The sequence below is a fragment of the Amycolatopsis coloradensis genome (assembly GCF_037997115.1).
GTDB classification, from domain to species: domain Bacteria; phylum Actinomycetota; class Actinomycetes; order Mycobacteriales; family Pseudonocardiaceae; genus Amycolatopsis; species Amycolatopsis coloradensis_A.
This window is the reverse complement of the sequence record NZ_CP150484.1, coordinates 942,684-957,428: the sequence shown is the minus strand read 5'-3', so window position 1 is coordinate 957,428 and position 14,745 is coordinate 942,684. Positions and strand designations below refer to the sequence as shown.

At 68.5% G+C, this 14,745-nt stretch carries 11 protein-coding genes; 8 read left to right on the top strand and 3 right to left on the bottom strand.

Annotated elements, in window-relative coordinates:
* Window positions 1–77: 77 nt before the first annotated feature.
* The 4 genes from LCL61_RS04280 (at window position 78) to LCL61_RS04265 (ending at window position 4,523) form a co-directional block, all read left to right on the top strand.
* Window positions 78–1,535 carry a serine protease gene (locus LCL61_RS04280; RefSeq protein WP_340685618.1) on the top strand — a complete coding sequence of 486 codons (1,458 nt, stop codon included), beginning with the start codon at window positions 78–80 and terminating at the stop codon, window positions 1,533–1,535.
* Window positions 1,536–1,562: 27 nt separating this feature from the next.
* Window positions 1,563–3,101 carry a S8 family serine peptidase gene (locus LCL61_RS04275; RefSeq protein ID WP_340685617.1) on the top strand — a complete coding sequence of 513 codons (1,539 nt, stop codon included), beginning with the start codon at window positions 1,563–1,565 and terminating at the stop codon, window positions 3,099–3,101.
* A gap of 226 nt (window positions 3,102–3,327) precedes the next feature.
* Entirely contained in the window at window positions 3,328–3,672 is a 345-nt protein-coding gene (locus tag LCL61_RS04270; protein ID WP_340685616.1) for a hypothetical protein, read from the top strand.
* Complete coding sequence (locus LCL61_RS04265) at window positions 3,669–4,523, top strand: alpha/beta hydrolase (protein ID WP_340685615.1); 855 nt, start codon at window positions 3,669–3,671, stop codon at window positions 4,521–4,523. Before LCL61_RS04270 ends, LCL61_RS04265 begins: the two co-directional genes overlap by 4 nt.
* A gap of 99 nt (window positions 4,524–4,622) precedes the next feature.
* Here the strand turns inward: LCL61_RS04265 and LCL61_RS04260 are convergent, their stop codons facing one another.
* On the bottom strand, window positions 4,623–5,435 hold the full coding sequence (locus LCL61_RS04260; protein WP_340685614.1) for a hypothetical protein: 813 nt from the start codon (window positions 5,433–5,435) through the stop codon (window positions 4,623–4,625).
* A gap of 238 nt (window positions 5,436–5,673) precedes the next feature.
* Between LCL61_RS04260 and LCL61_RS04255 the strand changes: the two genes are divergently transcribed.
* Window positions 5,674–12,045, top strand: coding sequence for a DUF7507 domain-containing protein (locus LCL61_RS04255; protein ID WP_340685613.1), 6,372 nt, complete (start codon window positions 5,674–5,676; stop codon window positions 12,043–12,045).
* A 91-nt stretch (window positions 12,046–12,136) separates the two neighbouring features.
* Here the strand turns inward: LCL61_RS04255 and LCL61_RS04250 are convergent, their stop codons facing one another.
* Window positions 12,137–12,550 (bottom strand): RidA family protein, encoded by a 414-nt coding sequence (locus LCL61_RS04250; protein WP_340685612.1) that lies wholly within the window; start codon window positions 12,548–12,550, stop codon window positions 12,137–12,139.
* A gap of 103 nt (window positions 12,551–12,653) precedes the next feature.
* Between LCL61_RS04250 and LCL61_RS04245 the strand changes: the two genes are divergently transcribed.
* The gene (locus LCL61_RS04245; protein WP_340685611.1) at window positions 12,654–13,304 is read left to right on the top strand and encodes a maleylpyruvate isomerase family mycothiol-dependent enzyme; all 651 of its coding nucleotides are present in this window, start codon (window positions 12,654–12,656) and stop codon (window positions 13,302–13,304) included.
* Here the strand turns inward: LCL61_RS04245 and LCL61_RS04240 are convergent.
* Entirely contained in the window at window positions 13,295–13,624 is a 330-nt protein-coding gene (locus LCL61_RS04240) for a rhodanese-like domain-containing protein (RefSeq protein ID WP_340685610.1), read from the bottom strand. The genes LCL61_RS04245 and LCL61_RS04240 overlap by 10 nt on opposite strands.
* Before the next feature lie 81 nt (window positions 13,625–13,705).
* Between LCL61_RS04240 and LCL61_RS04235 the strand changes: the two genes are divergently transcribed.
* Both LCL61_RS04235 and LCL61_RS04230 read left to right on the top strand, forming a co-directional pair.
* The gene (locus tag LCL61_RS04235; protein ID WP_340688486.1) at window positions 13,706–14,281 is read left to right on the top strand and encodes a helix-turn-helix domain-containing protein; all 576 of its coding nucleotides are present in this window, start codon (window positions 13,706–13,708) and stop codon (window positions 14,279–14,281) included.
* A gap of 28 nt (window positions 14,282–14,309) precedes the next feature.
* A complete protein-coding gene (locus LCL61_RS04230) occupies window positions 14,310–14,693 on the top strand; it encodes a hypothetical protein (protein ID WP_340685609.1) in 384 nt (127 codons plus the stop codon).
* Window positions 14,694–14,745 lie beyond the last annotated feature (52 nt).

Genomic DNA, 14,745 nt, shown 5'->3' with positions numbered 1-14,745 from the left:
CGCGCTCCACTATTGTTCCGTTTCCGCCGCCGATCGACAGTTGTCGGGCAGTCGCGATTTCCCGGAAAGGAATCACCGTGAGCAGAAAACGGATCTTCGGCGTGGTCGCCCTGACCATGGCCGCCCTGGCGCCGGCGGCGGGCTTCGCCGGTGCGGCACCGGCCGATCCCCTGAGCGCCATCAGTCCCACCGATGCCGCGCCCCTGCCGGCGGGTGGCGTCCAGGGCCAGAGCATCGGCGGCACACCGGCGTCGGTGAAGGACTACCCGTACGTCATCGCCGCGCTGCGGGAAGGTGGCTCGCGACCGAAGGGGCAGAGCTGCTCCGGCTCCGTCATCGCGCCGCGGAAGGTCCTGGTCGCGGCCCACTGCAAGGAGCTGGCGGGCGAGAAGAGCGTCCTTTATGGACTCGACGACCTGAAGAGCGCGGGCGGCACCCAGCTGAAGGCCGTCGACTACAAGATTCACCCCAGGTTCACCCAGCCCTGGAACGGGTACGACGTCGCGGTGATCACCGTCGACGGCGACATCCCGGTCCCGCCCGGCGGCTACGCGAAGGTCGCCACGTCCGCGGACACCGGCCTGGAGGCGCCGGGCAAGGACGGGTTCAGCCTCGGGTACGGAAAGAAGGACATCAACGACTCCACGCAGGACGTCACGCTGCACAAGCTGACGTTGCCGATCGTGAACGCGAGCCAGTGCACCGGCGTGGAGAACGGCGTCGACCCGAAGACGATGATCTGCGCCGGTTACCCCGACGGACGCAAGACCGTCCTGCCGGGCGACAGCGGCGGCCCGTTCGTCGTGAACGGGAAGGTCGTCGGGGTCACCTCGTGGAGCCGCAGCGACTTCCGCTGGTACAGCGTCTACAGCAGGCTCAACAACGAGATGGGGGACTGGGTCGCCGAGCAGATCGGCGGCGAACAGCCGGGTGACGCCTTCACTCTCGCGGCTTCGCCCTCGTCGGTGAAGGTCCTGCCGGGGAAGTACGTGTCGGTGAGTGTCACGAGCAAACCCGGCAAGAACGGCGCCGAGAACGTCACCCTGTCGGCGTCGGGATTGCCCGAAGGTGCCAACGCGACGTTCCAGCCCGCCACGATCAAGGCGGGCGAAGTGGCGAAGCTGACCATCGAGACCGCCGCCGGCACTCCGGAAAAGGCTTATCAGGTCACGGTTTCCGGAAAGGGCACCACCGAGACGGCCACCGCGGGACTCTCGCTCACCGTCGGCGCGGGTGAACCTCCGGTCGGCGACCTGAAGGTGACCGTGAACCCGTCTTCGGGATCCGGCCGCGCGGGCTCGCTGGTGAGCGCGACCGTCACCGCGACCGGGGGTGCCGGTTCGATCGCCTTGTCCGCCAGTGGATCCGGACTGCCGATCAACCCGTTCTTCTCGCCGCAGAGCGTGTCGAGCGGTGGCAGCTCGACCATGCAGGTCTTCGCGCCGTTCCAGCCGGGCACGTACCCGGTCACGGTGACCGCGAAGGACGGCGGCGGCAAGACCGCGACCACCACGTACACCCTCACCGTCCAGTGATCTTCACCGAAGCAGAGGGGATTTCCCATGCGTGACAAGACGAAAACCCTGCTGGCGCTCGGCCTGCTGAGCCCGTTGCTCGCTCTCGGCGCCGGAACGGCCGTCGCCGCCGAGGCCGAAGGTGTGGTGATCCCCGCCAAGGAGCACTACGGCGACCAGTACATCGTCGTCCTCCATGACGTCGCCGCGGCGGGACAGTCGGCTTCGGCTGATCTGGCCGAACGGTACGGCGGTGAGGTCCGTTCGGTCTGGACGTCGGCCATCCGCGGGTTCTCGGCCAAGAGCATGACCCCCGCGGAAGCGCGGAAGCTGGCCGCGGACCCGTCGGTCAAGGCGGTGTACGAAGACGGCACCGCGCGCGGCACCGGCACCCAGCAGAACCCGACCTGGGGCCTGGACCGGGTCGACCAGAAGAACCTCCCGCTCGACAAGGCCTACACGTATCCCAACGAGGGCGCGGGCGTCACGGCGTACGACCTCGACAGCGGCATCAACCCGTCGAATCCGGAGTACGAAGGGCGCGCCGCCCTCGGCAAGGATTTCATGGGTGGCGACGGCACGGACTGCAACGGACACGGCAGTCACACCGCGGGCACGATCGGCAGCAAGACCTACGGGGTCGCGAAGAAGGTCAAGATCGTCGGGTTGAAAGTATTGGGCTGCGACAACTCCGGTCCGGACTCGGGCATCATCGACGCCGTCGACTGGGTGACGGCGAACGCCAAGAAGCCCGCCGTGGCGAACATGAGCCTGACCATGGACGCCCCCGGGGTCGGGGACGACGCGGTGAAGCGGTCGATCGCGTCGGGTGTCGTCTACGGCGTGGCGGCGGGCAACGCCTCCACCGACGCCTGCAACACCAGCCCGGCCCGGGTGCCCGAGGCGATCACGGTCAACGCCTCGGACTCCTCGGACAACCGGTCTTCGTTCTCGAACTACGGAAGCTGCACCGACATCTTCGCCCCCGGTTCGAACATCACGTCGCTGAGCCCGAGCAGCGGCGGTTCGGCGGTGATGAACGGGACCTCGATGGCGACACCGCACGTCGTCGGCGCGGCCGCGCTCTACCTGTCGGCCAACCCCGGCGCCTCTCCGCAGCAGGTGCGGGACGCGCTGGTGAACGGCGCGACCGCGGGTGTCATCAAGAACGCGGGCAGCGGCTCGCCGAACAAGCTGCTGAACGTCTCGTCGATCGGCAGCGGTGGCCCCGGGCCGCAGTGCGGGGCCAAGTCGAACACCACGCCGGTGTCCATTCCGGACGCCGGGGCGGCGGTGACCAGTTCCGTGACCCAGGAAGGCTGTGACGGCAAGGCTTCCGCTTCGCTCCCGGTGAAGGTGGACATCTCGCACACCTACACCGCGGACCTCGTGCTCGACCTGATCGGGCCGAGTGGCAAGGCCTACCGGCTCAAGGAGTCCGGAGGAGTCGGCTCGGCCGACGGCGTGCACGAGACCTTCACGGTCGATGCCTCCGGTGAGGCGGCCAACGGCACCTGGAAGCTGAGCGCGCAGGACGTCTACCGGTTCGACACCGGCTCGATCGACGGGTTCGCCATCACGTTCTGAACCTGCTGAGACTCGCCGGCAGGGCGGGAGGGAGAACACCGGTGGGGCCGCTTAGGCGGTCCCACCGGTGTCCGCCATGGCCCGCCGGCAACCCCTTGGCAGCTTCCGGCCACCTGCCGGACCGTGTCTTGACACCGAACTAAGCCTACCCTTAGTTTCCCCCTATAACTTTCCACGGCCGCGAAAGGCCTCGGCGAGCGACGAGAGGATCGCCGGGCTCGCCAGGGTGGACGAACTGCTGGAACACACGGCCGTCGGCGAGGCGGGCGGCGCGCTCTCCGGCGGTGAGCGGCAGCGGGTGCTGCTGGTCGACGAGGCCACGAGCGCGCTGGACACCGAAAACGAGGACGCCGTGGTCCGCTCGCTCAGCGCCGATCCCGTGCCGCGGACGCGAGTGATCGTCACCCACCGGATCGCCGGGATCCGGCACGCGGACCGGGTCTTGTTCCTGGAGGACGGGCGGATCGCCGAGGACGGCACCCTCGAAGAACTCCTTGCCGGACAAGGACGTTTCGCCGAATTCTGGCGGCGCCAGATCGACGCCACCGGCTGGAGGATCACCGCGAGATGACCCATACCCAAGGTGAGCCGGAATGGGTCGTCACCCGCGACGGCAGACGGCTCCACGCGATGGTGCACCCGGGGCCCGAGGGATCCACCGGGCCGACGGTCGTGTTCGAGGCGGGTGCCGCGGCCACCCGGTCGTCGTGGGCGGCGGTCCAGCCGGAGGTCGCCCGGTACGCCCGTGCGATCGTCTACGACCGGTCCGGGCTCGGCCGCAGCGCCCCCGACCCCGGCGGGCGCACCCTGCGGCGGATGGCCGACGACCTCAACGACGTCCTCGATCATTTCGGCCAGGGACCATACGTCCTCGTCGGGCACAGCGCCGGCGGGCCGATCGTGCGGCAGGCCGCCGCCCGACGTCCGGAGCGGATCGCCGGGCTGGTGCTGGTCGATCCGACCGACGAAGCGGCGGACGTTCTCTTCGGCCGCGCCTTCCGCACCGGTGAACGCGTCATGCTCCGGCTCGGCGCCGTGCTCGCGCGGCTGGGCCTGCTCAAGTCCGTCTTCCGCGGCCTGCTGCGGGGGACCCCGGAAGACGTCCGCCGCGAGCTCGAACGGGAGGCCTTCACCGTCGGGACGGTGCGGACCCAGCGGGAGCAGGCCCGCACCTTCCTCGACGAACTGGCCCTCTGGCAGCAGGATCCGCCGGTGCTCGGCGACATCCCGGTCACCGTGGTGTCCGGCGGACTCGGCGGTGGCGGCTTCTCCGCCGGCATGAGGGCGCGGACGAACGCCTCACACGCTCACCGGGTGAGCCTCTCGCCCGGCGGCAGGCACGTCATCGCGGAGCGGTCCGGCCACTACGTCCCGTTGACCGAGCCCGACGTGATCGTCCGCGAAATCGTCAGGATGACGTGAGCGCCCGCCTGAGTTCTTCGTAGGTCGGGGCGAGCGCCCGGAGGGTCGCGGCGGCGCGTGCGTCGTCCTCGACGACGAGGTGGTACTGCAACGAGCCGATCAGCCGAGCCTGCGTGGTGAGGACGGCGGCGGCCTCTTCGCGGCCGACCCGGCGCAGGCACGCCGCGGCGTCGGCCGTCCGTCGGCGCCGAGGCGCACGACGAAATGGATGAGCAGCCCCCGCAGGTCCGGGTCGCCACCGGAGCCGATCCGGTCGGCGAGCGCGAGTGCCGCGTCGCCGTTGCCGAGCGTGCCGGGCGGGAGCCCGGTGTCGTTCTCCCCGCTGAGCCGCCTGATCGCCCTGGGAAGCGACGCCACGATCGCGGCCTCGTCTTCGACGAAGGTGTGCCGCACGAACTTCGTCCGCATCGTGTGCGGTTTGCCGTAAGCGACCGTTTCGGCGCGCCAGGCGGCGGCGAAATCCGCCCGCGGGATCCGCGCGTACGGGTAGCCCTGCGGGTCGTGGGCGGTGACGGACTCGTCGTCCGCGGCGAGCGCGACCAGGAAATGGTCGGCGCCGATCGGGCCGGTCATCCCCGGCTGGTGGCGCAGATGCCCCATTTCGACCGGACCGAGCAGGACCGGGCCGCCGGCGAGGCTCTCGACGAGCCGGGCGAAGGCGGCGTCCGGATCCGGCTCGCTCGCCGTTTCCGCGCGCCAGCCGAGGACGTCGAGGGCCTCGCCGATACCGAGATCGGGATCCCACCCGAAGGCGTCGAAGAACGGCAGCGAACCGCCGATCAGCTGCATGCCGAAGGGGCTGCCGGTCACGGTTTCGAGCACGTCGGCGCCAGGGGACTCGGAGCCGAGCATCATCGCGAGGGAATGGGCATAGCAATAAGGGCCGGAGCCACGATAAGGAAGATCGATCACGTGTTCGACAATGGCAGTTTTCGCGCGAGAACGCCACACCCCGTCGCGTCCGTTGTGGACAGTGAATTCATCACCCGTCCGGGGGTTTCGGGGCCACTCAACGGGTTCTATCCCGGCGACACCGCCGATCCCGGTTGCCGTCGACGATCTTGCCGACCCAGGATGACCACCACTTGAGCTCGCAGTCCCCGCCGTCCTGACCTGGGCCGACGGGAGCGAGGGGTGAGGCGGAGGCGGCATGGCGGAACGTCGTGGGCGGAATCGGTGGCGCCGGGGCATAGCGGTGCTCACGGTGGTCGTCGTGGCTCTGCTGATGGGCGCCCCGCTGCCCGCGAACGCCCAGACCCAGCCACGCGGAGCGGGCACCGAACGGCCGATCGGGCCGGAGCCGGTGTACTCCGGGCTGGCGCACGGCGGTATCACGATGGCCGCCAACTCCGTCGTGCAGTGCGGCGTCGGCGTGGTCTGCAACGAGTCCGCGAGCAACGCGAGCGCGGTGTCGTGGATCAAGACCGACCCGGCCGCACCCGGCAACACCGCCTCCGCGGCGAGCCTGAACGTCCCGGCCGGCGCGAAGGTGCTCAACGCCCGGCTGTACTGGCAGTTCAATCCGGTTGCCAGCAGCGGGACCTCTGGCGACGGGGCCCGGGGCAACCAGGTCTCCGTGAAGACCCCGGGCTCCAGCACCTACCAGCGGATCACCGCCGAAACCTACGACTGGTTCCCCGCGACCACGACGGGCGGCTCCCCGACCCTGTACGCCTACGGCGGCGCCGCCGACGTCACGAACCTCGTGACGGCCGCCGGGACCGGGCAGTACACGGTCGCCGACATCCAGGCCTGCCAGGGCCAGTCGATCAGCCGGACGAATCTCGGCTGCTGGGGTGGCTGGTCGCTGGTGGTGGCCTACGAACTGCCCAGCGAGCCGTTGCGGTATCTGCAGGTCTGGGACGGTATGCAGGTGGTCGCGGGCGGGAGCACCCCGAGCTCGGCCACCATCGCGCTGAGCGGTATCAAGGCGCCGACCTCGCGTCAGCCCAATGTCGAACTCGGCATCGTCGCGGGTGACGGTGACGCGCCCATCACCGGCGACTACCTCCAGGTCGGCCCGGACGCGTCCAGCCTGCAGACCATCGCGATGCCCGCGCCGGGCGGCGTGGCGACCAACAACGCCTTCAGTAGCCGCATCGACCGTGTCACGGCCACCGGTTCGGGCACGAACGTCACTTCACGCGAGCCCAACTCGGTGAACAACGTCGGCTACGACGCCCGCAGCATCGACATCACCGGCAAGGTCCCCGCGGGGACCACCGCGCTCCAGGTGAAGATCGGCACCGTCGGCGACGCGCTGTACCCGCAGACGATCTGGCTCGTCACCGACGCACTCGAACCCGACCTCCAGATCACCAAGGCCAACGACCCAGTGGGCAACACCGACGACAATCCGCCGGGTTACGTCACCAAGGGCAGCGAGGTCACGTACACCTTCGAGGTCGCCAACCGGCACGCCGACGGCAGTGTCACCGATCTCGACACCGCGACGAACGTGGTGCTCACCGACACCCTCCCCGACGGCGTCACGTTCGTGGCCGGGTCGAATCCGGACTGTTCGGCGTCCGGGCAGCTGGTCACCTGCACCCTGCCGAACCTGAGGCCGGGGCAGTCGCAGAAGGTCGCCTTCAAGGTCAAGGTCGGTGCCTCGGTGCCGGACGGCACCAAACTCGACAACACCGGCAAGCTGACCTTCCGCGGCGAAGACACCGGACGGCCGCAGGAACGCACGTCGAACACGGTGCGGAACACGGTCGCCTCACCGGGATACCAGCTGACGAAGACGGTCGACCTCGCCGAAGCGATCCCGGGCGACACCCTGACCTATCAGGTGGCCGTGCGGAACACCGGGGTGATCCCCGTGCCCGCGTTCACGGTGCGCGACACCTTGCCGCCGGGGACGACCTACGTGTCCTCCACGCCGTCGAAGGGCACCGCGTCCGGTACCGGGCCGATCGAGTGGGCCGTGAACGGCCTCGCCGTCGGAGAGACGGCCACGTTGACCGTGCGTGTGAAGGTCGAAGAGGCCGCCATCGGCAAGGAGCTGGTGAACCGCGCGACCGTTCCGATCGGGCCGCCGCCGGTCGTCCCGCCGGACAACCGCTGCCCGGACGATCCCGCCGCCGCGTGCGCGAAGACCAAGGTGCCGCCGCCGTCGTACACGGTGACGAAGACCGCGGACAAGGAATCCGCGAACCCCGGCGACGTCGTGCGCTACAAGGTCACCGTCGCCAACACCGGAAAGGTGACCGCGGCGGATCTCAAGGTCGTGGATGATCTGACCGGGGTGCTGGACGACGCGGTCTACCAGAACGACGCCACCGCATCGCCAGGTTCGGTGTCCTATGCGGAGCCGAGGCTGACCTGGACCGGCACCCTCGCGGCGGGGCAGAGCGCCGAGTTCGCCTACACGGTGAAGGTCAAGAGCCCGAACACCGGCGACAATCGGCTGACGAACGTGGTGACGTCGGAGACTCCAGGTGGAAATTGCCCGCCGGGTTCGACCGACCCGAAGTGCGGTACCACGACGCCGGTTTCCGGGCTGTTGATCGAGAAGTCGGTCGACAAGCAGTCGGCGAATCCGGGCGATGTCGTGAAGTACACGGTCACGGTGCGGAATACGGGCCAGACGAAGCTGAGCGGTGCGACGTTCACGGACGATCTCACGCAGGTGCTGGACGACGCGGACTATCAGGATGATGGTGCGGCGACGGTCGGTGGTGTCACCTATGCGGCGCCGAAGTTGACGTGGACCGGTGACTTGGAAGTCGGTGCCACGTCGGTGGTGACGTACACGGTGAAGGTCAAGAGCCCGAACACGGGCGACAATGTGCTCAGGAACGCGGTGGCGTCGGAGACGCCGGGTGGTAACTGTCCGCCGGGTTCGACCGACCCGAAGTGCGGTACCACGACGCCGGTTTCCGGGCTGGTGATCGAGAAGTCGGTGGACAAGCAGTCGGCGAATCCGGGCGATGTCGTGAAGTACACGGTGACCGTGCGGAACACCGGTCAGACGAAGCTGAGCGGTGCGACGTTCACTGATGATCTGACGCAGGTGCTGGACGACGCGGATTACCAGAATGATGGTGCGGCGACGATTGGTGGTGTGTCGTATGCGGCGCCGAAGTTGACGTGGACCGGTGACTTGGAAGTCGGTGCCACGTCTGTGGTGACGTATACGGTGAAGGTCAAGAACCCGAACCCCGGCGACAAGAAGCTGTCCAATGTGGTCACGTCGGAGACTCCTGGTGGAAATTGCCCGCCGGGTTCGACGGATCCGAAGTGCGGGACAACCACGCCGGTGTCCGGACTGACGATCGAGAAGTCGGTCGACAAGCAGTCGGCGAACCCTGGCGATGTCGTGAAGTACACGGTCACGGTGCGGAATACGGGCCAGACGAAGCTGAGCGGTGCGACGTTCACCGATGATCTCACGCAGGTTCTCGACGACGCCGATTATCAGAACGACGGTGCGGCGACCATCGGTGGTGTCACCTATGCGGCGCCGAAACTGACGTGGACCGGTGACCTGGAAGTCGGTGCCACGTCGGTGGTGACGTATACGGTGAAGGTCAAGAATCCCAATCCCGGCGACAATGTGCTCAGGAACGCGGTGTCGTCGGAAACTCCAGGCGGGAACTGTCCGCCGGGTTCGACCGACCCGAAGTGCGGTACTACGACGCCGGTTTCCGGGCTGTTGATCGAGAAGACCGTGGACAAGCAGTCGGCGAACCCTGGCGATGTCGTGAAGTACACGGTCACGGTGCGGAATACGGGCCAGACGAAGCTGAGCGGTGCGACGTTCACCGATGATCTCACGCAGGTTCTCGACGACGCCGATTATCAGAACGACGGTGCGGCGACCATCGGTGGTGTCACCTATGCGGCGCCGAAACTGACGTGGACCGGTGACCTCGAAATCGGCGCCACGTCGGTGGTGACGTACACGGTGAAGGTCAAGAATCCCGTCCCGGGCGACAAGAAACTCATCAACACGGTCACGTCGGAGACGCCGGGCGGGAACTGTCCGCCGGGTTCGACGGATCCGAAGTGTGGCACGACCACGCCGGTTTCCGGGCTGTTGATCGAGAAGACCGTGGACAAGCAGTCGGCGAATCCCGGTGACGTCGCGAAATACACGGTGACGGTCACCAACACCGGTCAGACGAAGCTGACCGGTGCGACGTTCACCGATGATCTGACGCAGGTTCTCGACGACGCAGACTATCAGAATGACGGTGCCGCGACGATCGGTGGAGTGTCGTTCGCGGCACCGAAGCTGACCTGGACGGGTGACCTCGGCGTCGGCGAGACGGCCACGGTCACGTACACGGTCAAGGTCAAGAACCCGAACACCGGCGACAACCGGCTCAAGAACGTGGTGACGTCGGAGACGCCGGGCGGGAACTGCCCGCCGGGCTCCACGGATCCGGACTGCGGCACGGAAACCCCGGTTTCGGGTCTGGAGATCAAGAAGACCGTCGACAAGCAGTCGGCGAATCCCGGTGACGTCGTGAAGTACACGGTCACGGTCACCAACACCGGTCAGACGAAGCTGACCGGCGCCACTTTCACCGACGACCTGACCCAGGTGCTCGACGACGCCGTTTACCGGAACGATGGAGCGGCGACGGTCGGTGGTGTGTCGTATGCGGCGCCGAAGTTGACGTGGATCGGCGACCTGGAGATCGGGCAGACCTCGACCGTCACCTACACGGTCCAGGTGAAGGATCCGGGCGACGGCGACAAGAAGCTCGTCAACGCCGTCACGTCCGAGACCCCGGGCGGGAACTGCCCGCCGGGCTCGACCGATCCGGATTGCGGCACGACCACCCCGATCTCCGGACTGCTCATCAAGAAGACCGCCGACAAGAAGTCGGTCGACCCCGGCGACACGGTGAAGTACACGATCACCGTCACCAACACCGGGCAGACCAAGCAGGACGCGGCCGCCTTCACCGACGACATGACCGAAGTCCTGGACGACGCCGACTACCAGAACGACGGTGCGGCGACCATCGGCGGCGTCACGTACGCGGCGCCGAAGCTGACGTGGACCGGCTCGCTGGAGATCGGGCAGACCTCGACCGTCACCTACACGGTCAAGATCAAGAACCCGAACCCCGGCGACAAGAAACTGTCCAATGTGGTCACTTCGGACACCCCGGGTAACAACTGCCCGCCGGATTCGACCGACCCGAACTGCGTCGCGGACGTGCCGTCCCGCGAACTGACGGTCAAGAAGACGTCGGACAAGCAGACCGCGAACCCGGGTGACGTCGTCACGTACACCGTCGTCGTCACCAATACCGGCAAGGTAGACCTGGTCGGCGAGGACGCCGCACGGGTCACGGACGACCTGTCCGAGGTGCTCGACGACGCCGACTACGCCGACGACGCCGCGGCGGCCCCGGTCGCCGGGACGTTCACCTTCACCGCGCCGAACCTGGTGTGGGCAGGCGATCTCCCGGTGGGTGCTTCGACCACGCTGAAGTATTCGGTGAAGGTGAAGAACCCCGTGACCGGCGACCACGAACTGCGGAACACCGTCAGCACCAACACCCCGGGCACCTGCCCACCGCAGTCCGACGACCCGGCGTGCTCGACCGTCACTCCGGTGCCCGGCATCTCGCTGGAGAAGAAGGCGGACAAGGCCACGGCGAACCCGGGCGACGTCGTGAAGTACACGGTGACCGTGCGCAACACCGGCAAGACGAAGTTGACCGGTGCGACGTTCACCGACGACCTCACCGAGGTCCTCGACGACGCGGTGTTCCAGAAGGACGGTGCGGCGACGATCGGTTCGGTGACCTACGAGGAGCCGAAGCTGACCTGGACCGGCGACCTGGAGATCGGGCAGACGGCGACGGTCACGTACAGCGTCAAGGTGACCAAGACCGACGGCGACGGCAAGCTGACCAACGTCATCACCACCGACACTCCGGGTGGCAACTGCCCGCCGGGCAGCAAGGATCCGAAGTGCGGCACGACGACACCGCTGTCCAGCCTGAAGATCAAGAAGACCGTCGACAAGGCGGAGGCGAAACCGGGCGAGGTCGTGACCTACACCGTCGCGGTGGAGAACACCGGGCAGGCCACAGTGGACGACGCGACGTTCACCGACGATCTGACCCAGGTGCTGGACGATGCCACGTTCGACGGCACGGCGAAGGCCAGTACGGGAGCGGTCACCTATTCCGCGCCGAAGCTCACGTGGAAGGGCGAGCTCAAGCCGGGGGAGAAGGCCACCGTCACTTACGCCGTCACCGTGCGGAAGCCGGCGACCGGTGACCACCGCCTCCGCAACGTCGTCACGTCGGACACACCGGGCGGCAACTGCCCGCCGGGTTCGGCGAACCCCGACTGCGGCACCGACACCAGGGTGCCGCCGACGCCGCAGCCGCCGGACAAGCCGAACCCTCAGCCGCCGACGACCCCGCGTCCGCCCGGTCTGGCCGTGACCGGCTCGCCGGTGAAGACGATGACGGTGCTGGCGCTGGGCATGCTGGCCATCGGCGCGCTGCTGCTCCTCGCCGGACGGAGGCGCCGGGAGTCCTAGCGTCGCGTGACCTGCTCGCCCTACGCCGCTGCGATCCACGCGCCTTGCCGCGTGGATCGCAGCGGACGCAAGGCAGCGGGGTCACGCGACACTAGGCGGTCTTCGGCACCGCGATCAGCGCTTCGACCTCGACGACCAGTTCCGGCTTCGCCAGTGCCGCCACCACGATCAGCGACTGAGCGGGCCAGTCCGCTTCCGGGTACCAGCGGGTAAAGGTCTCGCGCATCGCGGCGCGGAACCCGGCGAGGTGCTCGGTGCCGGAAAGCATGCTGAACACCTTGACCAGATGTTCCGGTCCGGCGCCCGCGGCTTCGAGAAGCCGTTCGAGGTTGGCGAGCAACGCCCGGGTCTGGGACTCGGCGTCGGGCCCGGCGAGTTCGCCGTCGGGCCCGACGCCGATCTGGCCGGACACGACGACGAGTTCGTGATCGGCGGGAACGCGGACGAGATGGCTGTACGGGCCGATCGGCGCCGCCACGGTCTCCGGATTCCAGCGCTGGATCATCGGTCCCCTCTCTCGTCCACCAAGGAAATCGCCTCCAAGGTACCGATGATTCCGGGCCGCGTCGGGAGTCTCACCACCAGACGACCACGGGAAAGGACTCCGGATGACGGATTCAGGAACGAAGACCGAGATCTGGCCGCTGATCCACGCCGAGCGGGCGGCGCTGGCGAACGACCTGGCGGAGCTCACCGAGGAGCAGTGGAGGACACCGTCGCTGTGCGCGGGGCTGACGGTGCGTGAAGTGCTCGCGCATGTCACTTCGGCCGCGAGCCTCACCCCGCTGCGGTGGATGGCGGGCGTGATCCGCTGCCGGTGGGATTTCGACAAGCAGGTCGCCATGCGGCTGGCCGAGCAGATGGGGGACGACGGCGCCGAGACGCTGGCGAGGTTCCGCGGCGTCGTCACCAGCACGACGAAACCGCCCTTGCCGAAGATGGCGATGCTCGGCGAGACGATCGTGCACGGCGAGGACATCCGTCGTCCGCTCGACATCCGCCGCGATCACCCGATCGACGTCCTCACCGCGCTGGCCGAGTACTACCGGGGTTCGGATCTGGTGGTGATGGCGAAGGGACGCATCGGCGGGCTGCGGCTGCAAGCCACCGATGGTCCCTTCACCGCCGGGACCGGTTCGCTCGTCTCGGGGCCGACCTTGGCGCTGATCATGGCCATGACCGGACGGGCGGCCCACCTCGCCGAACTCGACGGCGATGGGGTCCCGATCCTGCGGAAGCGTGTCCTTTCTCAGGACTGAGACTCGAGGGGCAGGCCCGCGCCGGCCCAGTCCTCGATGCCCTCCCGGTACTTGCGGACGTCGGTGTAGCCGAGGGCGGTGAGCCGGTCGGCGACCTGGCCGCTGTTCGGGCAGCCGGGGTTCGAGCAGTAGGTGACGATGGCGGCGCCGCGATCGGGCAGCACGGTCGCGGCGTGCGCGTCGACGTCGGCGAGGACCAGGGGCACGGCGCCGGGCAGATGCTGCTGGGCGTAGTACTCGCCACCCAGTGCGTCGACCACCGTCACGGTCTTCGCGTCGATCGCGGCCTTCAGTTCGTCACGGGTGATGAGTGCGGTCATGTCGCTACCTCCAGTTAATCGGACTATAGTCCGGATGTGCCTCACGACCATAACGGACCGCAGTCCGCTTCTGCAACCTCGCTGGAACTCCTCCGCACACCGCCGCCCAAGGAACGCGCCGACGCCGCCCGCAACCGGGCCGCGATCCTGGACGCGGCGGCGGCACTGTTCGCCGAGCACGGCGTCGAAGCGGTGTCGATGGATCAGGTGGCGGCGGCCGCCGGGGTGGGCAAGGGCACGCTTTTCCGCCGCTTCGGTGACAAGGCGGGGCTGGCCGTCGCCTTGCTGGACGCGCGGGAACGCCTGCTCCAGGAGGGGATCCTGCACGGCCCGCCCCCGCTCGGCCCCGGCGCGCCGCCGGTCGAACGGCTCGTCGCCTTCGCCGACGCGTACGTCGGCTACGTACTCGAACACCTGCCGCTGGTGCGGATGTCGGAGACCGCCGCGCCGGGGGCGCGCTACCGCATCGGGGCCTACCGGTTCTGGCACCGGCACGTCGCGCTCCTGCTCGACGGCACGCCCGACCCCGAGCACGCCGCGCACGCCCTGCTGGCCCCGCTCGCGGCCGAGCATCTGACCGCGTTGTTGCCGGAACTGGGGGAGGACCGCGTCCGCGCCGGGATCACGCGCCTGTGGCGGCGGGCCGGATCCCAGTAGGGTGTCGGCGAGACCCGGGAGTGTGTCGATGACGGTGGAGAACGGGAGGTACCGGACGGCCAGGCAGGCCGTACCGGCGCTGCTCGCCGCCGTGCTGACCGCGCTCGGCCTGCTCTTCGCGCTCCACACGGGCGGTTCCGCTTCGGCGGACGAGCCGCGCGCGACGGTCGGCTCCTCGGCCTCCAAGGCCGTCGCGCCGGTGCGCGCCGCGGGCAGGCTCGCCGCCGAACCCGCCCTGCTGGGTGTGCACGGTCACGGTGACCTGCCTCTCTTCGGCACCGTCCCGCACGGGCCGGCGTCCACGACACTGCTCCGCCTCAGCGAGCTCCACGACGACGTCACCCCTCCCTCGCGCGCGGCGAACCGCCTCGCGCTGGGGGATCGCGCTCCTCCTTTCCCGGCAGCCGTCTGAAGCTGCCGGGCGCGCGGTCCGCGTGCCCGAACCGGGAAACCCCTTGAGGAGA